The sequence below is a fragment of the Propioniciclava sp. genome (assembly GCF_029977985.1).
GTDB lineage: Bacteria > Actinomycetota > Actinomycetes > Propionibacteriales > Propionibacteriaceae > Propioniciclava.
In genome coordinates this window covers 1-18575 of the sequence record NZ_JARKOT010000187.1, presented here as the reverse complement: position 1 = coordinate 18575, position 18575 = coordinate 1, and the positions used below count along the sequence as shown (strand labels likewise).

At 70.6% G+C, this 18575-nt stretch carries 18 protein-coding genes and 1 pseudogene; 4 read left to right on the top strand and 15 right to left on the bottom strand.

Annotated features, from left to right (window positions below; translation table 11 throughout):
* Nucleotides 1–295: 295 nt before the first annotated feature.
* Nucleotides 296–1606 (top strand): TrpB-like pyridoxal phosphate-dependent enzyme, encoded by a 1311-nt coding sequence (locus Q1K57_RS11205; RefSeq protein WP_300082494.1) that lies wholly within the window; start codon nucleotides 296–298, stop codon nucleotides 1604–1606.
* Nucleotides 1607–1626: 20 nt separating this feature from the next.
* On the opposite strand, the gene Q1K57_RS11200 is transcribed toward Q1K57_RS11205, so the two are convergent.
* From Q1K57_RS11200 to Q1K57_RS11180, 5 genes and pseudogenes are all read right to left on the bottom strand, one after another.
* Nucleotides 1627–4680 (bottom strand): hypothetical protein, encoded by a 3054-nt coding sequence (locus tag Q1K57_RS11200; protein WP_300082491.1) that lies wholly within the window; start codon nucleotides 4678–4680, stop codon nucleotides 1627–1629.
* 57 nt (nucleotides 4681–4737) lie between these two features.
* Nucleotides 4738–5406 carry a hypothetical protein gene (locus Q1K57_RS11195; RefSeq protein WP_300082488.1) on the bottom strand — a complete coding sequence of 223 codons (669 nt, stop codon included), beginning with the start codon at nucleotides 5404–5406 and terminating at the stop codon, nucleotides 4738–4740.
* A gap of 305 nt (nucleotides 5407–5711) precedes the next feature.
* Nucleotides 5712–6185 (bottom strand): annotated as a pseudogene (locus Q1K57_RS11190) (general stress protein); the annotation flags it as partial.
* Complete coding sequence (locus Q1K57_RS11185; protein ID WP_300082486.1) at nucleotides 6185–7138, bottom strand: CoA ester lyase; 954 nt, start codon at nucleotides 7136–7138, stop codon at nucleotides 6185–6187. The gene Q1K57_RS11185 and the pseudogene Q1K57_RS11190, both read right to left, overlap by 1 nt.
* 10 nt (nucleotides 7139–7148) lie before the next feature.
* Nucleotides 7149–7847, bottom strand: a complete 699-nt coding sequence (locus Q1K57_RS11180; protein ID WP_300082483.1) for a GNAT family N-acetyltransferase — start codon at nucleotides 7845–7847, stop codon at nucleotides 7149–7151.
* Nucleotides 7848–7923: 76 nt separating this feature from the next.
* Here Q1K57_RS11180 and Q1K57_RS11175 point away from each other — a divergent pair, with 76 nt between their 5' ends.
* Nucleotides 7924–8340: an OsmC family protein gene (locus tag Q1K57_RS11175; protein ID WP_300082481.1), complete on the top strand. Its 417-nt coding sequence runs from the start codon at nucleotides 7924–7926 to the stop codon at nucleotides 8338–8340.
* 83 nt (nucleotides 8341–8423) lie between these two features.
* Here Q1K57_RS11175 and Q1K57_RS11170 read toward each other — a convergent pair whose 3' ends face one another.
* The 5 genes from Q1K57_RS11170 to dapA are packed head-to-tail and all read right to left on the bottom strand — an operon-like array spanning nucleotide 8424 to nucleotide 12675.
* On the bottom strand, nucleotides 8424–9575 hold the full coding sequence (locus tag Q1K57_RS11170; RefSeq protein WP_300082478.1) for a P-loop NTPase: 1152 nt from the start codon (nucleotides 9573–9575) through the stop codon (nucleotides 8424–8426).
* Between the two features lie 31 nt (nucleotides 9576–9606).
* On the bottom strand, nucleotides 9607–10107 hold the full coding sequence (locus Q1K57_RS11165; RefSeq protein WP_300082475.1) for a DUF1003 domain-containing protein: 501 nt from the start codon (nucleotides 10105–10107) through the stop codon (nucleotides 9607–9609).
* Nucleotides 10091–11353 (bottom strand): CBS domain-containing protein, encoded by a 1263-nt coding sequence (locus Q1K57_RS11160; RefSeq protein WP_300082472.1) that lies wholly within the window; start codon nucleotides 11351–11353, stop codon nucleotides 10091–10093. Before Q1K57_RS11160 ends, Q1K57_RS11165 begins: the two co-directional genes overlap by 17 nt.
* 17 nt (nucleotides 11354–11370) lie before the next feature.
* Nucleotides 11371–11778, bottom strand: a complete 408-nt coding sequence (locus Q1K57_RS11155) for a sec-independent translocase (RefSeq protein ID WP_300082469.1) — start codon at nucleotides 11776–11778, stop codon at nucleotides 11371–11373.
* 18 nt (nucleotides 11779–11796) lie between these two features.
* Nucleotides 11797–12675 (bottom strand): 4-hydroxy-tetrahydrodipicolinate synthase, encoded by an 879-nt coding sequence (dapA, locus tag Q1K57_RS11150; RefSeq protein WP_300082467.1) that lies wholly within the window; start codon nucleotides 12673–12675, stop codon nucleotides 11797–11799.
* A 38-nt stretch (nucleotides 12676–12713) separates the two neighbouring features.
* On the opposite strand from dapA, the gene Q1K57_RS11145 reads away from it, so the two are divergent.
* Nucleotides 12714–13367, top strand: coding sequence for an O-methyltransferase (locus Q1K57_RS11145; protein ID WP_300082464.1), 654 nt, complete (start codon nucleotides 12714–12716; stop codon nucleotides 13365–13367).
* Between the two features lie 88 nt (nucleotides 13368–13455).
* Here the strand turns inward: Q1K57_RS11145 and glgC are convergent, their stop codons facing one another.
* Nucleotides 13456–14679, bottom strand: coding sequence for a glucose-1-phosphate adenylyltransferase (gene glgC / locus Q1K57_RS11140; protein WP_300082461.1), 1224 nt, complete (start codon nucleotides 14677–14679; stop codon nucleotides 13456–13458).
* A 120-nt stretch (nucleotides 14680–14799) separates the two neighbouring features.
* Between glgC and glgA the strand changes: the two genes are divergently transcribed.
* Nucleotides 14800–15996: a glycogen synthase gene (gene glgA, locus Q1K57_RS11135; RefSeq protein WP_300082459.1), complete on the top strand. Its 1197-nt coding sequence runs from the start codon at nucleotides 14800–14802 to the stop codon at nucleotides 15994–15996.
* A 109-nt stretch (nucleotides 15997–16105) separates the two neighbouring features.
* Here glgA and Q1K57_RS11130 read toward each other — a convergent pair whose 3' ends face one another.
* The 4 genes from Q1K57_RS11130 to dapE are packed head-to-tail and all read right to left on the bottom strand — an operon-like array spanning nucleotide 16106 to nucleotide 18500.
* Nucleotides 16106–16273 carry a DUF3117 domain-containing protein gene (locus Q1K57_RS11130; RefSeq protein ID WP_300082534.1) on the bottom strand — a complete coding sequence of 56 codons (168 nt, stop codon included), beginning with the start codon at nucleotides 16271–16273 and terminating at the stop codon, nucleotides 16106–16108.
* A 2-nt stretch (nucleotides 16274–16275) separates the two neighbouring features.
* Nucleotides 16276–16611, bottom strand: a complete 336-nt coding sequence (locus tag Q1K57_RS11125) for a DivIVA domain-containing protein (RefSeq protein WP_300082456.1) — start codon at nucleotides 16609–16611, stop codon at nucleotides 16276–16278.
* 16 nt (nucleotides 16612–16627) lie between these two features.
* Nucleotides 16628–17416, bottom strand: a complete 789-nt coding sequence (locus tag Q1K57_RS11120; protein ID WP_300082453.1) for a TIGR00730 family Rossman fold protein — start codon at nucleotides 17414–17416, stop codon at nucleotides 16628–16630.
* 16 nt (nucleotides 17417–17432) lie between these two features.
* Entirely contained in the window at nucleotides 17433–18500 is a 1068-nt protein-coding gene (gene dapE, locus Q1K57_RS11115; protein WP_300082450.1) for a succinyl-diaminopimelate desuccinylase, read from the bottom strand.
* Nucleotides 18501–18575 lie beyond the last annotated feature (75 nt).

Below are 18575 nucleotides of genomic sequence, written 5' to 3'. Positions count from 1 at the left end.
GCATGTACACCGCTCGGGCGCAGAAACGCCGGATCGGTCCGGACTTACGCCGTTTGGGTGGAGAAACGCCGCGTCTGCGCGGCGTATCTGTACCCAGACGGCGTGAGTGCTCCCCCAGGGGATCATGGGTGACGCTCGTACGCCTGGGGCGCGTCCACAGCGTTCGCAAGTCACGCCCTGGAGGGGGTTGGGTCCAGCCGATCGCGGGCGCCGCTGGTTGACCCGGGCGTTTCCGACCGCCCCGGCCGATGGACAACGCGCGCACCTCCCGGACGCCGTCGCTAGAGTTCCCCGCATGGCTGAACCGACGAAGGTGTTCCTCGACGAGGAGGAGATCCCGACCCACTGGTACAACATCGTGGCTGACTTCCCCACGCCCCCGCCGCCACCCCTCCACCCCGGAACGCAGGAGCCTCTCCAGCCCGACGACCTGGCCGCCCTCTTCCCGATGGGGCTCATCGCCCAGGAGGCGTCCGCCGAACGCTGGATCGAGATCCCCGAACGCGTCCGCGAGATCTACAAGCTGTGGCGTCCCACACCGCTGCACCGCGCTCGCCGGCTGGAGGAGGCGCTGGGCACCACGGCCCGCATCTACTACAAGTACGAGGGCGAGAGCCCCGTCGGCTCGCACAAGACGAACTCCGCCGTCCCGCAGGCGTACTACAACGCCCTCGAGGGCCGCATGCGCCTGACCACCGAGACCGGCGCGGGCCAGTGGGGGTCGGCGCTCGCGTTCGCCACCCAGATCTTCGGGCAGAGCTGCGACGTGTGGCAGGTCCGCAACACCTACGAGACCAAGCCGTACCGCCGCGTCCTCATGGAGACCTTCGGCGCCACGGTCACCCCCAGCCCGTCGGACAAGACCGAGGCCGGTCGCGCCCTCCGCGAGCGTTTCCCCGACACCCCCGGATCGCTCGGCATGGCCATCTCCGAGGCCGTCGAGGCAGCGGCGGGCGACCCGGGCGCCTCCTACGCGCTCGGCTCGGTGCTCAACCACGTCACCCTCCACCAGAGCATCATCGGGCTCGAGGCGATCAAGCAGCTCGAGAAGTTCGGCGAACAACTGCCCGACGAGTTGTACGCCTGCGCCGGCGGCGGCTCCAACCTGGCGGGCATCGCGTTCCCGTTCCTCCGCGAGAACATCGAGGGCCGGGCGAACGTCGCCATCACCGCGTGCGAACCGGCTGCCGCGCCGTCGCTCACGCAAGGTGAGTACCGCTACGACTTCGGCGACACCTCGGGCATGACTCCCCTCCTGAAGATGTACACGCTGGGCAACGACTTCGTGCCCGACCCGGTGCACGCGGGCGGCCTGCGCTACCACGGCATGGCGCCGCTGGTCAGCCACGCCTACCACGAGGGCCTGCTGTCGGCCATGGCGATCAAGCAGCTGGACGCCTTCGCCGCCGGCGTCCTCTTCGCCCGCGCGGAGGGCATCGTCCCCGCCTCGGAGTCCTGCCACGCCATTGCGGGTGCGGTCGCCGCCGCCCGCCGCGCCGCCGAGGCGGGCACCAGTCCCGTCATCCTCATCGGCGTCTCGGGCTCGGGCCAGCTCGACCTGCCCGCCTACGCCGAGTACCTGGCCGGGAACATGATGGACGCCTGACCCGCGCCGGCGGCGTCCGCTCAGTAAGACAGCCGGACGCCGCCGGCACGGCCGGCGCGCACGGCGTGCGCGAGATCACCGCGCAGGTCGCCCCCGCCGACGAGCACCTCCTCGCCGTCCACGACGACCGCCACGGCCGCCGGTTCGGCCGTCCAGGTGTCCACCCGCCGCGGGTTGGCGACCACGACCGGCACGGCACCCACGAACGTGAACGTCACCTCGCCGTTCGCGTCGAACCACGCCCCCGGCAGCGCCGGCCGCAGCCGGCAGACGAGTTCACCGTTCTCGACCACGAACGGCGTCGGCCCCGCCATGAGCAGGTGCCACATCGAGCAGAACTCCGCCGTCGCCCCCGACAGCCGCGCCACGTAGCCGGCGCCATGCAGGCGCGGGTCCGGGTGCGCGGACGACACCAGGAAGCTCACGTTCTCCAGCGGGCTGCGACCGTAGCGGGCGGCCTCCTGCCGGTAGGGGGCGGCGTCGGCGAACGCGGCGTGGAAGGCCGCGAACTCACCGGCCCGGAGCAGCCCGAGCAGGTACTTGTACTCCATGTGCAACCAGATCGACGCGTTCTCGAGCCAGCCCGGGGCGAACGCGCGCGCCCGGCCGATCTCGTGTGTCTGGTCCTGCAGCGACGCGTTCACCCGGAACATCCGCAGTGCCTCGTCGTACAACTCGCCCGCGCACACCTCTGCGTGGATCTCCGCAGCCCGCTCCGGGGAGTCCACCAGCGCGTGCACCGCCCCCTCCAGGAACACCGGGAGCGCCACCGGCGCGAAGGCCCGTGGCCGCACGTACGGCCGACCAGCCGTGTCGGTCGTGCCGATCTCGTCCCACGCGGTCACGTCGAACCGCAGGTACATGGTGCCCACCGGGTAGTGCGCACTCGCCTCGACCGCCGCGTCGATGCGGCGGCCCAGGATCCCGAGCACCTCCCCCAGCTCCGACGCCGTCAGCTCCACCGTCTCGCCGCTCACCCCGGCGGCGGTCCGGGCGCGGAAGCCGTCCCGGAGCGAGCCGAGCTCGACCCACGCGGAGAGGTCGCGCCGGTCGACGTCGCCATCCGCCCACGCCAGGGCCGCAGCGACCACACCGGCGATCAGGTCGGCCACTTCGACCGGGACGACCGCCGACGTCACGTCCCCGGCCGCAACGGCCGCGGCGAGCAGCCGCAGCAGACGTCGCAGCTGGCGCACCTCGCCCAGCGACGATCCGAGCAGGCCCGGCAGCCCGTTCAGGGCGTCGTACCACCCCGGCTTGCCGCCCTCCATCTCCAGACCGATACCCGCCGGGTCCAGCGTCGCCGCTTTGATCGCCGCCAGCCCCAGCAGCTTGGCGAACACGCTCACGTGGACGTCCGGCGGTTCGACCGCCCGTGGAGTCACCTGCGCGTACTGCCGTACGCCGCGCGGCGTCAGGACGTACCGCTCGTCGCGGCCCGGGATCCTCCCGGACGCCGCCGCGTACCCCACCGGCGTCGCCAGCAGGGCGGCCCAGCGGTCGGGGAAGACCGCCCGGTAGGCTTCCAGCTGGTCGAGGTTGTAGATCCAGTGGTCGGCCCAGTAGCCCTCGGCGAACTCCGTGGCGAAGACGGGTTCGGCCCGGTCCAGCGCCGCGGCCAGCAGGTCGACGGGGGCCGGGTCCTGGCCCGCCTCCTCCAGGGCCACGAGCAGCGCGCCGGGCACGAACTCCTCGGGCCAGGTGAACCACCGCCAGCCGCTGGTGAGGGCTCCGAGCTCGAGGCGGGCGGCGGCGTCCAGCCGGAATCGCCGGCCGAGCAGGACGAGCGGGTTGTACCCGTCCAGGCCGAGGGCGCCGAGGAAGTCGAGCACGTTGGTGGCGCCCACCCACGGGTGGAAGAGCACGTCGCTGCGGCGATTCTGGTTGAGGTCGCGGTAGTTCGCGTTGCCCTCGCTGAGCGGCGTGGGTGGCAGCGAGAAGGCGTTGTAGTCGCGCTCGAGGTCGCCGTGCTTGCGGCCGTACAGGTGCAGCACCCGGCCGCCCATCTCGATGGGTTCGCCGCCGCGGAGCACGTTGTCGAGGTAGGTCTGCCGGGCGTAGGCGTCGAAGGCGGGGTTGGCCGTGGTGCTGGCGACGGGGTCGGTGAGGGAGACCCCGAGCCTCTCGGCGGCCGCCCACTGGGCGCGCGCCCACGCGGCGGCCTGGTCGGGGCTGCCGAGCCCGTCGTGGAGTTCGACCACTTCGTCGTGGTCGCGCGCGTGCCCGACGAGGGCGACGAAGGTGCGTTCTTCCCCCGGAGCGAGGTCGCAGCGGTGCAGCGCGAACGCGCACGGCGTCCGGCCCTGCGTGGCCTGGGCGGCGGCCTGCAGGCCATCCGGACCGAGGTCGGCGAAACCGCGTGGGGTGCCAAGGCCGGTGTCGGAACCGAAGACGACGGTGGGGTCCACGAGGATGCGGGCTGCGCCCGGCGAGAGCAGATAGTGCCCGGCGCTGATCTCGGCCACCTCTGCGGCGTCGCCCGTGCTGGCCAGCAGGCGGAAGAACGGGACGCCCGCGTCGGCTCCGTCCACGGTCATCCATGCCTCCACGGTGCGGCCGATCCCCTTGACGAGCCCGTCCGTCACCCCGAAGGGCAGCACGCGGGCGAGCCCGTCGAGCAGGCTGATTGCCACCGCGTCCGGCCCCGTGTTGCGCAGGGTGAGCATCCGCACCAACGCCGCGTACGGCTCGCCGGTGGCGAGGCAGTAGCGCACCTCGACGCCGAGGCCGGCCGCTTCGTTGCGCGCCGTGAGGGCGAGCGTGTTGAGGTCGGTGGTGAGGGTGGTGGCATCGGCAGGCCCGAACGGCTCATGCAGCCGGACGCCGCCGGCGCGCTCCAGACGGACGAAGGTTCGGAAGCCGGTGCGCTCGGTGTCGAGCCACGCCCGGCTGGCGGGCTGGAACTCGACGATCGCGTTGTCCTTCGACCCGACCCCCAGGGCGGCGATCGCTTGGCCACGGTTCACGGTGAAGACCCACAACGGAGTGCCGAGCGGGCCGGCGATGCCTGGCAGGAAGCTGGCGAAGGGCCGTTGTCGAGCGAAATCCAGCTGGGTCCAGCGCGTCTCTGCCATGCTCCGGAGTCTAACTGAGAGCGCTCTCAGCGCCGGGCCGTTCGAGGAGGGACGCCGTCATCGTCGACGGTCGGCGTCCGCGAGGGCACGGCGCATCCGCGCCCGGATCTCCTCGTCCCACGGACCGCTGCCGGCGAGCGGGATATCGAGGAGGTGGCGGCGCCGGTCGGGCGGCAGCGACCGCGCGACCGCGGCGGCGTCGGTCAGGATGCTGCCGTAGAGACGCGGGCCGTCGGCGAAGAAGGGATCGGTCAGGACGAGGCGCCCGTCAAACGCCCTCATCACGTTGGCGGGGTTGTCGTCCAGGGGTCCGCACCAGGGCAGTTCCCGCAGCGCGCTGGCGTGCACGCGGGCCAGGATCGCCCCGAGCGTCGTCGCGCCCGGGTCGCTCACGGCTGCGAGGAAAGCACGCGCGACCGGTTCGGCGACGGGCGTGAGGTATTCGAGCACCAACAGGCTCGCGCCCCCGTCGAGGCCCCGTTCCAGGTCGAGGCGCGGCACCTCGCGGGTGTCCGCTGCTTCGCGGTAGAAGCGCGCGGTGTAGGGAGCGCACGGGTCGAAGGGGCTGAGACGCGCAGCACGGGTGCCGCTGGGTGATCGGAAGACGAACGCCCAATCTCCCGTGCCGCAGGGCTGCCAGCCGGCCTCCTCGAGAGCCCTTGCCGCGACCCGGTGATCGGCGTCCGCGCCCAGACGCTGGAAGACCCGCAGATCGGGTGGGATCACTCGCCCTGCGCCCGGGACTCGCCTCGCTTCTCCGGATCCGGCGTGGCCTGGCCGGGCGGGACGTCGTGGCTCTGGCCCTCCGGCTGCTGCCCGTATCCCTGTTGCCCGTAGCCCTGTTGACCGTAGGGCTGCTGCCCGTACGGCTGCTGCCCGTAGCCCTGCCGCCCGTACGACTGCTGCCCGTAGGGCTGCTGGCCCTGACCCGGTGGGCCATACCCCGGTTGCGGCTCGCCCTGGCCGTACCCGCCCTGCGGGTAGCCACCCTGGTTGGGGTTGAATGCTGCCTGACGACCCGCCGGGCTCCGGGCGAGCAGCTCGCGGGCCTGGCCGGCCACCTTGTGCTCGCTGAGCACCTCGTACTTGGTCGCGACGGTCTGCGTGATCGACGTGAAGTCGCGCTTGCCCCGGCTGAGCGCGTAACCGAGCACCGAGAACAGCAAACCTACGATGACGCCGATGACGAGCGCCGTCAGGAACTGTGCGAGGAAGTTGTTGCTCGGCAGGAAGATCATCATGAACACGGCCACGATGAAGCCGGTCGACAGGCCGCTCATCACGCCCTGGGAGAGCACCGTGCCCCACGTGCGGCGACCGGTGACGCGCTCCATCAGCTTCAGGTCGGTGCCCACAATGGCGAGGTTGCTCACCGGGAAGTTCGCGTCGGCCAACTGATCGACGGCAGCCTGCGCCTCGGCGTAGGTGTTGTAGACGCCCACCGACTGCGGGTACTCGAGTTTGAACAGCGATTGATTCCCCGCGATCGGGTTCTGCTGGGTCATCAGGCGTCCTTTCCCTCGGCGAGGCGTGCGGCACGGCCCCGGGCGAGGATCGCCGCCGCCAGCTTGACGCCGGCCTCGTCGACCATTTCGTCGTCCACCACAATAGCTCCGCGCGCCCCACCCCCTACCGACGTGGCTTGGGCGTACGCCGCCATGATGCGCTCCGCCCGCTCGAAATCCGCTTGGTCCGGCGTGTAGGCGGCGTTGCCGTCGGCCACCTGGCCGGGGTGGAGCACCCACTTGCCGTCGTAGCCGAGCGCGGCCGACCGGGCGGCCGCCTGCCGGAAGCCGTCGGCGTCCCGGATCGCGACGAACGGTCCGTCGATGGCCTGCAGGCCGTGCGCGCGCGCCGCGACGAGGATACGCATGAGGACGTAATGGAAGGCGTCTGCCGGGTAGCCGGCCGGCTGGGCGCCGACGTTGAGCCCGCCCATGCCCAGGGAAGCCATGAAATCCCCCGGCCCGAACACGAGGGTTTCGAGGCGCGGCGAGGCGGCGGCGATGGCGTCCACGTGGAGGAGGCCGAGGGCGTCCTCGATCTGCACCTCGAGCCCGATCCGGCCGACGGGCAACCCGGCTGCCTGCTCGACCTGGGTGAGCAGGAGGTCGAGCGCCTTGACCTGGGCGGCGTCGGTGCACTTGGGCAGGACGAGCGCGTCGATGTGGTCGCCCGCCCCGGAAACGACCTCGATGACGTCGGCGTACGTCCAGGGGGTCGTCCAGTCGTTGACGCGGACCGTCACCGTCGGCGCCGCGAAACCCGCGGTGTCGTTGAGCGCGTCGACGATACGGCCGCGTGACTCCGCCTTGACCGCGGGCGCGACGGCGTCCTCCAGGTCGAGGAAGAGGGCGTCGACGCCGAGGCCGCGGGCCTTGGCGATGAAGCGGTCGGAGCTGCCGGGGACCGCAAGCACCGTGCGGCGGACGCGGGCGGTCGACGTCGGAGTGGCCATGGGTCCCAGCCTAGGGGGCGAGCGGCACCAGGACGTTCGCGCCGTACGGCTCCAGCCGGAGGTGCCGGGCCACGGCGACGCTCGCCGCGTTGCCCCGTTCGACGCGGTAGCAGCCGAACCCGGCCACCGACACGGCCGCGGTCAAGGCGGACACCGCCACGCGGCTCCCCAGCCCCTCACCCCGGGCGTCGGGCGCGACGAGCACACCGACATCCGCCGGCCAGCCCCACAGGGCCGTGAGGACGGCGGCGGCGACGAGTCGGCCGTCGTGTTCGAAGCCGTGCGCGAGGATCGGGTTGCTCGCGAAGCCCGCCTCGAGCCACTCGCGCTCGGTGACGAGTGGGCGCAGCTCGGCGAGCCGTTCGAGGGGTATCTCGGGCGCAGGGTCGCCCAGGGCGGCGGCGTGGTCGGTCCAGGAGTGGTCCGCCCAGTAGCGATCGGCCGGGCCGAGGACGGGGGCGGACGCCAGCGGCGTCCAGAAGGCGGGATCGAGCAGGTCAGTGGGGTCGCGGCCCTCAGTGAGCGCGACGACGGCGTCCAGATGGTCGAGGGGAGCATCGACGTGGGCCCGACCATCGAGCACGACGACGAGGGCACCGTCGGCATACCGCCCCGTGGCGCCGACCGTGATCGGGAAGGGCCCCGGCACCGGCGCCCCGAAGCGTCGGGACCAGTGGCCCGCGATCCGGGCGCGCGTTGCCTCGATCACGTGGTCAGCCTAGTGGCAGCGGGTCTCACCCGCCGCACGACGTGCCCTGCGTCTCCGCCCGGGGCAGGATGGGCCCATGACTGAACCCTCGACACCCACGATCGTCCGGCTCGAGCGGGTCGCGCCCGGTGCCTACGTGGCAACGAACGCCCGCGGCGTCCGGCTGGCGATCGGCGGCACCGACGCCTTCTCCCCTGTCGAACTACTGCTCGCAGCGATCGCCGGCTGCTCGTCGGTCGACGTGGACCTGATGACGTCGCGACGTGCCGAGCCGGAACGGTTCGCGGTCACGGCGTCCGCGGTGAAGGTTCGCGAGGGCGGCAACCACCTCGAGGACGTGGAGGTCACGTTCAGCCTGCGGTTCCCCGCCGGCGCCGAGGGGGACGCAGCGCGCACCCGCATCGCGCCCGCGGTTCGGGCGTCGCAGGAGCGGGACTGCACCGTCTCGCGCACCGTCGAATTGGGCACGCCGATCACATTCGCAATCGACTGAGCAGCCTGCGCTCTGGTCGAGTTCGGCGGGTCGAGGGGCTCTCGGCGCCCCACGCGAACGGCCAGCACCCCGGCCGCCCGCGCTCAGCTCACGTGGAGGCTGAGCTTGCGCCCCGCCAGCCCGCGCTTGCGCGCGGCCAGACGCTCGGCGACGGCATCCAGCGCACGGGCGGCCGGGGAATCGGCCTGCGCGGAGACCAGCGGCACGCCGGCGTCGCCCGTTGCGCTGACCGCCGGGTCGATCGGCACCTGAGCGAGCAACTCGATCGGGTAGCCCAGCCGCACGCTCAAGGCCTCGGCCACGCGCTGACCGCCGCCGGAGCCGAAGAGGTCCACCCGGTGCACGTCGCCACACGCGGGGCAGGCCGTCTCCAGGTAGGCCATGTTCTCCACGACGCCGAGCACCCTCTGATCGACCATGGACGCCATCGTCCCGGCACGTTCGGCGACCTCGGCGGCCGCGGCCTGCGGCGTCGTCACGACGAGGACTTCGGCGTTCGGCAGCTTCGCCCCCAGGCTCATCGGCACGTCGCCGGTCCCGGGGGGCAGATCGACGAGGAGGAAGTCGAGATCGCCCCAGTAGACGTCGGCCAGGAACTGCTGCAGCGCCCGGTCGAGGATCGGGCCGCGCCACGCGATCACCTGGTCGCGGCTCTGCTTGAGCATGCCGATCGAGATCACCTTCATGCCCTCCACGGGCACCGGCAGGATCATGTCGTCCAGGCCGGTCACCTCGGCGTCCGCGATGCCGAGCATCGGCGGAATCGAGTGGCCGTAGATGTCGGCGTCCAGCACGCCCACGGTCTTGCCGCGCGACTGGAGCGCCTTCGCGAGGTTGACCGTCACCGACGACTTGCCCACCCCGCCCTTGCCCGACGCGACGAGGATGACCTGTGTCAGGTTGCCGTCCTTCGCAAAGGGGATCTCCCGCTCCCGGACGCCGCCGCGCAGCTTCGTCTTCAGCTCGGCCCGCTGCTCGTCGCTCATGACGCCGAACTCCAGGTCGAGCCCCGTGAGGCCCTCGACCGACTGCAGCGCCGCGTGGACGTCGTGCTCGATGGTGCCCCGCATCGGGCAGCCCGCGATCGTCAACAGCACCTTCACCTGCGCGTGGCCGTCCTCGCCCACCGCCACCCGTTCGACCATGTCGAGCTCCGTGATCGGCTTGCCGATCTCGGGGTCGTTGACGCGGGACAAGACGTCCCAGACGGCTTCGGTGAGGCGGGAGACAGACATGGGCGTCACTTTACCCATGCCCGCCGAGGGCCTATTCGGGGGGCTCCTCGCCGGACCCGGTGTCCGCGCGCTCGAGTTCCTCGAGCAGGTCGCGCAACTCGGACCGGATGAAGTCGCGGGTGGGCATCTCGTTGATCCGCATGCGCAGCGACGCGATCTCCCGCGCCAGGAACGCCGTGTCGGCGCGGCTCGCCTCGGCGACCTCCCGATCGTGTTCGAGACTGACCCGGTCGCGGGACTCCTGCCGGTTCTGCGCCAACAGGATCAGCGGCGCCGCGTAGGACGCCTGCAGCGACAGCATCAGCGTGAGAAAGATGTAGGGGAACGGGTCGTGCAACAGGCCGGGGGCGACATTATTGATCACGATCCACGCCGCGATGAACACGGTCATCCAGAACAGGAAGTTCGCGGTGCCCATAAACCGGGCGAAGCCCTCGGCGAACGCGCCGAAGGCGTCCTCGGGCAGCCGGACGCGCGGGAACCAGCTGGTGCGGCGTCCGGGGGTGTTGAGCCGGTCAGACGGTGGCGCCATCGGTCACTCCTTCCGCGAGCTGGATGCCCCGCCAGTCGTCGGGCAGGATGTGGTCGAGCACGTCGTCCACCGTGACCGCCCCGACGAGGCGCCCGTCGGCGTCCACCACGGGCGCGCACACGAGGTCGTAGGTGGCGAAGTAGCGGCTGACGAGGGCCACGTCGGCGTCCGGGCGCAGGGGGGCGATGTCGGAGTCGACGAGCGAGGCGGCGAGCAACGAGGGTGGCTCGCGCAGCAGCTTCTGGATGTGGACCGCCCCCACGTAGCGGCCGGTGGGTGCGTCGAGCGGCGGGCGGCAGACGAATGCCAGCGCCGCCAGCGCGGGCGTGACCTCCTCGTGCCGCAACAGGGCCAGGCAGTCGGCCACGGTGGCGTCCGTGCCGACGATCACCGGCTCGGGCGTCATGAGGCCGCCGGCGGTGGCCGCCGAGTAGTTGAGGAGTGCCCGCACATCCTTCGCTTCGTCCGGCTCCATCCGCTGCAGGATGCGTTCGGCCAGGTCGGGGGCCAGTTCGGCGATGAGGTCGGCGGCGTCGTCGGGGTCCATCTCCTCGAGGATGTCGGCGGCCCGCTCCATGTCGAGCTTCTGGATGACCTGCACCTGCTCCGATTCCGGCAGCTCCTCCAGTGCCTCGGCCAACACGTCGTCCTCGAGCGCCTCGATCACCTCGTCGCGCCGGTCGGGGTCCATCTCGTGCAGCTCGCGCGCCACGTCGGCCGGCTTCATCTCGGAGAGCTGTGCGAGCATCTGGTCGGTGCCCTGCTCCGCCTCGGCGAAGAAGTCGGGCACGTCGTTCCACGGCACCACCACCACGTGACCGCGCGAGAACGGTGTCCGCCGCGTCACCTCCCGCAGCGCCACCTCCGAGATCTCCCACGCGCGCGTCCGCGTCCGTTCGATCGCCACGTCGAAGATGGACGCCGCCGGCGCCTCCGGGCGCGTCACGGCCATGTCGAACAGGTCCGCGAAGACGAGCCGTTCGCCCTCGCGGCGCTTGAACGCCACGGTGTTGACGACGCCCGAGATGATGACCTGCTGGGCGTCGATCGAGTGGACCCGCTCCATCGGCAAGAACACGCGCCGGAGCCGCAACAGCTCGACGACAAGCCCTTTCACCCGGGGTGGACGCGCGTTGGACCGGTTCTGCACGACGACGTCGCGCACCTTGCCCACCTGGTCGCCGCTCGCGTCGAGGATGGGCAGCCCCTTGACGCGCGACACGAACACCGAAGTTGCCGAGCTCACCTGCCGAAGGCTACCGCTCAGGTCGCCTCCGGATCGAAGGGCACGGTCACGGACGCGGCCGGCTCGGCCTGCGTCTTCTTCTGGTCCAGGCCGTTGATGTCGTCGCGTGCCTCGGTGACCGTTTCCTTGACGAGGGTGCCCGCATCGAGGGCGTCGTCGCGGATCTGGCGCAGGTCGGCGATCTCGTCGCCCGACAGCAGGTGGCGCTGGACGAAGGTCTTCGGGTTGAGATCGGACAGCCGGATGTCGTCGAACTCGGGACCCAACTCCTTGCGCAACTGGCCGCGCGCGTCGTTGCCGATCTCGCGCAGGTAGTTGATGACCCGGGCCGTCTTGCGCGCCAACTCCGGCAGCTTGTCGGGCCCGAAGATCAAGATGGCCAGCACGATGAGGCCGCCGATCTCCCAGAAGTTGAAGTCGATCACAGCGTCACCCGGCCGGATTCACAACCCGGCCGATTCGAGGAGGTGGAGGAACGTCTTGGCCTGCTGGGAGCTGGCCGGCTTGAGCGGACGCCGCAGCCCGCCCGGGTGGAAGCCGCGGCAGGCCAGAGCCGCCTTCACGAGCATGCAGCCCTGGGTGGCGAACACGCCGGTGTACACCGGCAGCAGGTCACGGTAGATCTCCAAGGCGCCCTCGTGGTCCCCGTCGCCGAACAGCTCCATCCACTCCTTGGTGCGCGCTCCGGTGAAGTGCGTCGACGTGCCCACGACGCCCACGGCACCCACACTCAGGAGCGGGAGCGTCATGGCGTCGTCGCCCGCGTAGTAGGCGAGGTTCGTCGCGGCCATGACGCGCGCCGAGCTGATCACGTCGCCCTTGGCGTCCTTGACGGCGACGATGCGTGGGTGCCGGGCCAGGTCGATGAGCACGTCCTCGGGGATTGGGATTCCCGACCGCCCGGGGATGTCGTAGAGCATGACCGGCAGGTCCGTCGCGTCTGCGACGATGGCGAAGTGTTCGGCGAGGGCGTCCTTCGGAGGCTTGCTGTAGTACGGCGTCACGACGAGGACGCCGTCGGCCTCGGCCTCGGCAGCGTTCCGGCAGCGCGCGAGGGTCGCGGCCGTCTCGTTGGTGCCGACCCCGGCGATGATCTTCGCCCGGTCACCCACCTCCGCCTTGACCGCCTTCAGCAGTTCGAGCTTCTCGGCGTCGTCGGTCGTCGGGGACTCCCCCGTCGTGCCGTTGATCACGAGCGCGTCGTTGTGCTGTTCGTCCACCAGGTAAGCCGCCAGGCGCCGGGCCTCGTCGAGGTCGAGGGAGCCGTCGTCGGCGAACGGAGTCACCATGGCCGTGACGAGCCGTCCAAAGGGTTGGGCCATGGCGCCAGTCTAGGGCAGTCGTGTCCTAGGCTGTGATCGTGAGCCCTGCCGAGAAGCCTTCCGCCCAGCGACCGTCCGCGTCCGCCGACTACGCCGACGCGTTCACCCCCGACCCCGACCCGGCCGCCGCCGCCCGCGAATCGGCCACGCATCTCGGCCTGCCCGCAGTCAGTTCCGGCACGGCTGCCGCCCTCACGCTCATCACCCGCGCCATCGGCGCCCGCACCGCGGTGGAGGTCGGCACGGGTGCCGGCGTGTCGTCGCTGGCCCTGTTGGCGGGGATGGAGCCCGACGGCGTCCTGACGAGCATCGACACCGAGGCCGAGCACCAGGCCGCGGCGCGCGAGGTCATCAGTGGCGCCGGCATTCCAAACCGCCGGGCCCGCCTCATCACCGGGGCGGCCCTGTCGGTGCTGCCGAAGCTCAGCGACGGCGCCTACGACGTGGTGCTCGTGGACGCCGACCCGCTCGAATACGTCGAGTACGTCGAGCAGGCAGCGCGTCTGCTGCGCCGGGGTGGGCTGCTCGTCGTCAACCACGCGCTGCTCGGCGGGGCGGTCGCCGACGAGACCAACGAGGACGACGAGACCCTCATCATCCGCGAGGCACTCGCCGCCACCCAGTCGATGGACGAGTTCTCACCGGCGCTGCTCACCGTCGGCGACGGCCTCCTCGTCGCTCTGCGCAACTGAACCTGCGGCGTCCACCCTCGACATCGGTCGAGCGGCAACGACGAACGGCCCGCCCAGAAGAACTCGGCGGGCCGTCGTTGTGCCCTGGTCAGGCGGAGATGCGCCCGTTCTTGGTGACGACGGTGACGCCGCCCTCGGACACGTGGAAGCCTCGGGCCAGGTCGTGATCGCGATTGACGCCGACCTCGGCGCCGTCCTCGACCACGACGTTCTTGTCGAGGATCGCGCGGCGCACCACCGCGTTGCGGCCGATGCGGGCGCCGGAGAAGATGATCGACTCCTCCACCTTGGCCCACTTGTCGACCACCACGTTCGGGGAGAGCACCGAGCGGTCCACGTCACCGCCGGAGATGATGCAGCCGGCCGAGACGATCGAGTCCTCCGCCGTTCCGCGCAACGTGAACTTCGCGCCCGGCAGCTGGGGCTGATGCGTGAAGATCGGCCACTGCCGGTTGTAGAGGTTGAACTCGGGTTCGACGCTCACGAGGTCCATGTGGGCCGCATGGTAGGCGTCGATGTTGCCGACGTCCCGCCAGTAGTTGCGATCCTTCTCGGAGGCCCCGGGCACGTCGTTGGCAGTGAAGTCGTACACCTGTGCCTGCCCCTTGCCGACGAAGAAGGGCACGATGTTGCCACCCATGTCGTGCTTGCTGGAGTTGTCCTCCGCATCGGCGTGCAACGCTTCCACGAACGCCTTGCGCGTGAAGATGTAGTTACCCATGGACGCGTACGACTCGTCCGGGCTGTCGGGCAGGCCCGGAGGATCGGCCGGCTTCTCGAGGAACTGTTCGATCCGGCCGGCGTCGTCGGAGTCGATGATGCCGAACTCGGACGCCTCGGCGCGCGGCACGCGGATGCCGGCCACCGTGCACTCCAGACCCGAATCGATGTGCGACTGCAGCATCTTGCCGACATCCATGCGGTAGATGTTGTCGGCGCCGAACACCACGACGTATTCCGGGTCCTCGTCGTTGATGAGGTTCATCGACTGGTAGATGGCGTCCGCGCTGCCCATGAACCACTGCTTGCCCGTGCGCTGCTGGGCCGGCACCGAGGTCACGAAGCTGCCGAGCAGCGTCGACATGCGCCACGTCTGTGCGATGTGGCGATCGAGTGAGTGGGACTTGTACTGGGTCAACACGGCGATCTTCGTCATCGAAGAGTTCGCCAGGTTGGAAAGGACGAAGTCGATCAGGCGGTACGTGCCACCGAAGGGCACGGCGGGCTTGGCCCGGTCTGCGGTGAGAGGCATCAGGCGCTTGCCCTCGCCGCCAGCCAGGACAATCGACAGGACATTGGGTCGACTGGGCATGGAACGAAACTAGCCGCTCGCCCCCGACTCCGCACCTGAATCCGGCAAGATGTGAGACCCCGTTGGAGGGCTGTTCACCATTCCGCCGCTGGTGCGCGCGGATTGTGCGACGATCGGGCCATGCGCGTATCCATTCTGACCCGTGAGTACCCACCTCACATCTACGGTGGCGCCGGCGTCCACGTCGGCCAGCTCGTCCCCCAGCTCGAGAAGTTCTGCGAGCTCGTCGACGTCCAGTGCATGGGCGAGCCCCGCGACGGCGCGACGGCTCATTCGGAGGACTGGCCCGAAGGGGCCAACGCGGCCCTGCGGACCGTCGGCGCCGACGTGTCCATGGCCGCTGCGGTGCCCGCTGTCGACGTCGTGCACGCCCACACCTGGTACGCCCAGTTTGCCGGCATCCTCGCCAGCGAGTTCCAGGACATCCCCCTCGTGGTGACGGCCCACAGCCTCGAGCCCGACCGCCCCTGGAAGGTCGAACAACTCGGCGGCGGCTACCGCGTCAGCTCGTGGGTCGAGAAGACCGCCTACGCCAACGCGGACGCCGTCATCGCCGTCTCCGCCGCGATGATCAAGAACATCCAGGACGCCTACCCGTTCGTCGAGACCGAGCGCATCCACGTGGTGAAGAACGGCATCGATCCCGAGGAGTTCAAGCCCGATCCCGACGACTCGGCGCTGAAGCAGCTCGGCGTCCCCACCGACGGGCCGCTGGTCGTGTTCGTCGGCCGCATCACGCGGCAGAAGGGACTCGTTCACCTCGTGCGCGCCGCCCAGCAGTTCGACGAGAACGTGACCCTGCTGCTGCTCGCCGGCGCCCCGGACACTCCCGAGATCGCCGCCGAGTTCAACGATGCGTTCGGCCAGCTCAACGAGCAGCGCCCCGGCAAGGTGTTCTGGGTGCAGGAGATGCTGCCGCGCGCCCAGGTCCGGCAGGTGCTCACCGCCGCCGACCTGTTCGCCTGTCCGTCGATCTACGAGCCGCTCGGCATCGTCAACCTCGAGGCCATGGCCTGCGAAACCGCCGTCGTGGCGTCCGCCGTAGGCGGCATCCCCGAGGTCGTCGTCGACGGCGAGACCGGCCTCCTCGTGCCCTACGACCCCAAGAAGGCCGACGATCCGGAGTTCGTCGCCGGCTTCGAGGCCGACTTCGCGGCGAAGATCAACGAACTGGCCCGCGACCTCGACCGCGCCAAGCAGATGGGCAAGGCGGGCCGGCAGCGCTGCATCGACGAGTTCAGCTGGGAGAAGATCGCTCAGGAGACCGTCGAGGTGTACAAGGCCGCCGCCGAGTACCGCAAGACCCGCAAGGGCTGACCTTCGGCCGTCCCGGCCCGCCCGCTGGTCGGGCTCGCCGGGCCACCCGGACACGAACAGGGCCCCCGGAGCATCGCTCCGGGGGCCCTGCGGTTGCCAGCGGGGGGACTCAGCCCACCACGTCCTGGAGGGCCTTCAGCAGTTCCTCTGCCTCAGTCGCGTTCATCTCGATCACCAGGCGACCACCGCCGTCGGCGGGGATGCGCATGGCGATCACGCGGGACTCCTTCGCAACCTCGATGGGACCCTCACCGGTGCGGGGCTTCATTGCTGCCATCGTCACGCCTCTTCCTGTAACTGCGAGCTGTCTGCGTCCATTATCGCAGACGACGAAAACTCCTCCGAGTCGGCACCACGGGACCACCCAGGGTCACCGGCGGCGTCCAACTGCCGCTGGAGCCGGTCGAGCACCTCGTCGACCTGCGCCATTGAATAGCCGCGGGTCACGACCTCGAACTCCAGACCCCGCAGGTCGTCGGCCGTCAGCGGCCCGTCGGGGAGCACCGGCAGGGGGGCGTCGCGCACCGTGCCGGGCAGGAAACCCCACCGGCCGCTCGCCACGACCGCGCCCAGCCCGAGGACCGCGACGGCCAGCGCCCACAGGAACCACTCCATCACGGCGTCCTCCCGCTCACTGCTGGGCGGACGCCGCGGCGTCCGGCCTGATCGCGGGGCCGATCCCGTTGCGGGAGGCGTGTTCGGTGATGATGGCGACGGCCTCGACGACGTCGTCGGTGAGATGGAGCATGGCGCGGTCGTCGGCGCTGATGTACGCCTCGTCGCGCAGGGACTTCTCGATCCAGTCGAGCATCCCGGCCCAGTGGTCGCGGCCGAACAGGACGATCGGGAACGACGTGACCTTCTTGGTCTGGACGAGGGTGAGCGCCTCGAACAGCTCGTCGAGGGTGCCGTAGCCGCCGGGGAGCACGATGAAGCCCTGGGCGTACTTGAGGAACATCACCTTGCGGACGAAGAAGTAGCGGAAGTTGATGCCGAGCGTGACGTACTTGTTGAACTTGTCCTCGAAGGGCAGCTCGATGCCGAGACCCACCGAGACACCGTCCTCCTCGGCGGCGCCCTTGTTGGCCGCCTCCATGAGGCCCGGGCCGCCGCCGGTGATCGTCGCGTACCCCGCCTTCGCCAGCGCCGCGCCGATCGCGACCCCTTGGGCGTAGAGCGGGTGGGTGCGCGGCGTCCGGGCCGACCCGAAGACGCTCACCGCCGGCCCGAGCTCGGCCAGCGTGCCGAAGCCCTCGACGAACTCGGCCTGGATGCGCATGACGCGCCACGGGTCGGCGTGCACCCAGTCGGTGTCCCCCCGGCCCTGCAGCAACCGCTGGTCGGTCGTCGTGGCCTGCACCTGCCCCGCGCGCCGGATGACCGGCCCCTGACGGGTGCCCTTGCTGCTCCGCTTCGTCACCGGGCCAGCCTAGTGGTCAAGACAGCCAGCGCTGCAGAGCAGCGTGGCAGGCGACGAGGTCGGCGACCGGGCAGAACTCGTCGTCGGCGTGGGCCTTCCCGGGGTCGGCCGGCCCGAAGTTGACCGCCGGGACGCCCAGCTCGGCGAAGCGCGCCACGTCCGTCCAGCCGTACTTGGCGCGCGCTTCGCCGCCCAGGGCGGCGAGAAAGTCCTGCGCAGCCGGCAGATCGAGGCCGGGACGGGCTGCGGGGGCGGCGTCGGTGAAGACGAGTTCGTAGCCGGCGAGCACCTCGCGGCAATACTGCTCGGCCTGCTCGACGCTGCGGTCGGGCGCGAAGCGGAAATTGACGGTGACCGTGCAGCGGTCGGGGATGACGTTGCCCGCGATGCCGCCCGTGATCGCAACGGCGTTGAGGCCCTCGCGATACTCCAGCCCGTCGACCACCACGCGGCGCGGCTCGTGCGCCGCGAGGAGGGCGAGGACGCCACCGGCGTCGTGGATCGCGTTGTGTCCCAGCCAGCTGCGCGCCGAGTGAGCGGCCTTGCCGACGAGGGTGACCTCGAAGCGCACGGTCCCCTGGCAGCCACCCTCGATCTGGGCGCCGGTGGGCTCCATGAGGACGGCGAACTCCCCGGCGAGCAGGTCGGGCCGGTTGCGGCCGAGCCGCCCGAGGCCGTTCTTGGCCGCCTCGACCTCCTCGTGGTCGTAGAAGATCCAGGTGACGTCGTGCCGCGGGGAGGGCAACTCGGCCGCCGCCGCCAGCATCACGGCGACCCCGCCCTTCATGTCGGCGGTGCCACGACCGTAGATGAGGTCGCCTTCCTGCCGTGAGGGCAGATTGCCCGCGACAGGGACGGTGTCGAGGTGGCCCGCGACCACCACGCGCGTCGGCCGGCCGAGGTCCGTGCGCGCCACGACAGCGTCGCCGTCGCGGCTCACGTGGAGGTGCTCGTAGGCCGTGAGGGCCTGCTCGACGGCGTCCGCGAGAGCCCCTTCGTTGCCGCTCACGGATTCGATGTCGACGATGTCGCGAAACAGCTTGACGAGGTCTCCCCGCAGCGCCAGAAGCGCGGTTGCCACCATGGTTGCAGCCTACCGCTGGGCATCCTGAGAAATCTTAAGGCATCATGGAAAGGCGCCCCCACCCGTTGAAAGGAC

Coding starts and splice junctions, on each gene's coding strand:
- Q1K57_RS11165 (WP_300082475.1), bottom strand. CDS start 10,107: ATGGCGCCACCGTCTGACCGGCTCAACACCCCCGGACGCCGCACCAGC.
- Q1K57_RS11205 (WP_300082494.1), top strand. CDS start 296: ATGGCTGAACCGACGAAGGTGTTCCTCGACGAGGAGGAGATCCCGACC.
- Q1K57_RS11125 (WP_300082456.1), bottom strand. CDS start 16,611: ATGGAGTGGTTCCTGTGGGCGCTGGCCGTCGCGGTCCTCGGGCTGGGC.
- glgA (WP_300082459.1), top strand. CDS start 14,800: ATGCGCGTATCCATTCTGACCCGTGAGTACCCACCTCACATCTACGGT.
- Q1K57_RS11185 (WP_300082486.1), bottom strand. CDS start 7,138: ATGGCCACTCCGACGTCGACCGCCCGCGTCCGCCGCACGGTGCTTGCG.
- Q1K57_RS11200 (WP_300082491.1), bottom strand. CDS start 4,680: ATGGCAGAGACGCGCTGGACCCAGCTGGATTTCGCTCGACAACGGCCC.
- dapA (WP_300082467.1), bottom strand. CDS start 12,675: ATGGCCCAACCCTTTGGACGGCTCGTCACGGCCATGGTGACTCCGTTC.
- Q1K57_RS11175 (WP_300082481.1), top strand. CDS start 7,924: ATGACTGAACCCTCGACACCCACGATCGTCCGGCTCGAGCGGGTCGCG.
- glgC (WP_300082461.1), bottom strand. CDS start 14,679: ATGCCCAGTCGACCCAATGTCCTGTCGATTGTCCTGGCTGGCGGCGAG.
- Q1K57_RS11130 (WP_300082534.1), bottom strand. CDS start 16,273: ATGGCAGCAATGAAGCCCCGCACCGGTGAGGGTCCCATCGAGGTTGCG.
- Q1K57_RS11170 (WP_300082478.1), bottom strand. CDS start 9,575: ATGTCTGTCTCCCGCCTCACCGAAGCCGTCTGGGACGTCTTGTCCCGC.
- dapE (WP_300082450.1), bottom strand. CDS start 18,500: ATGGTGGCAACCGCGCTTCTGGCGCTGCGGGGAGACCTCGTCAAGCTG.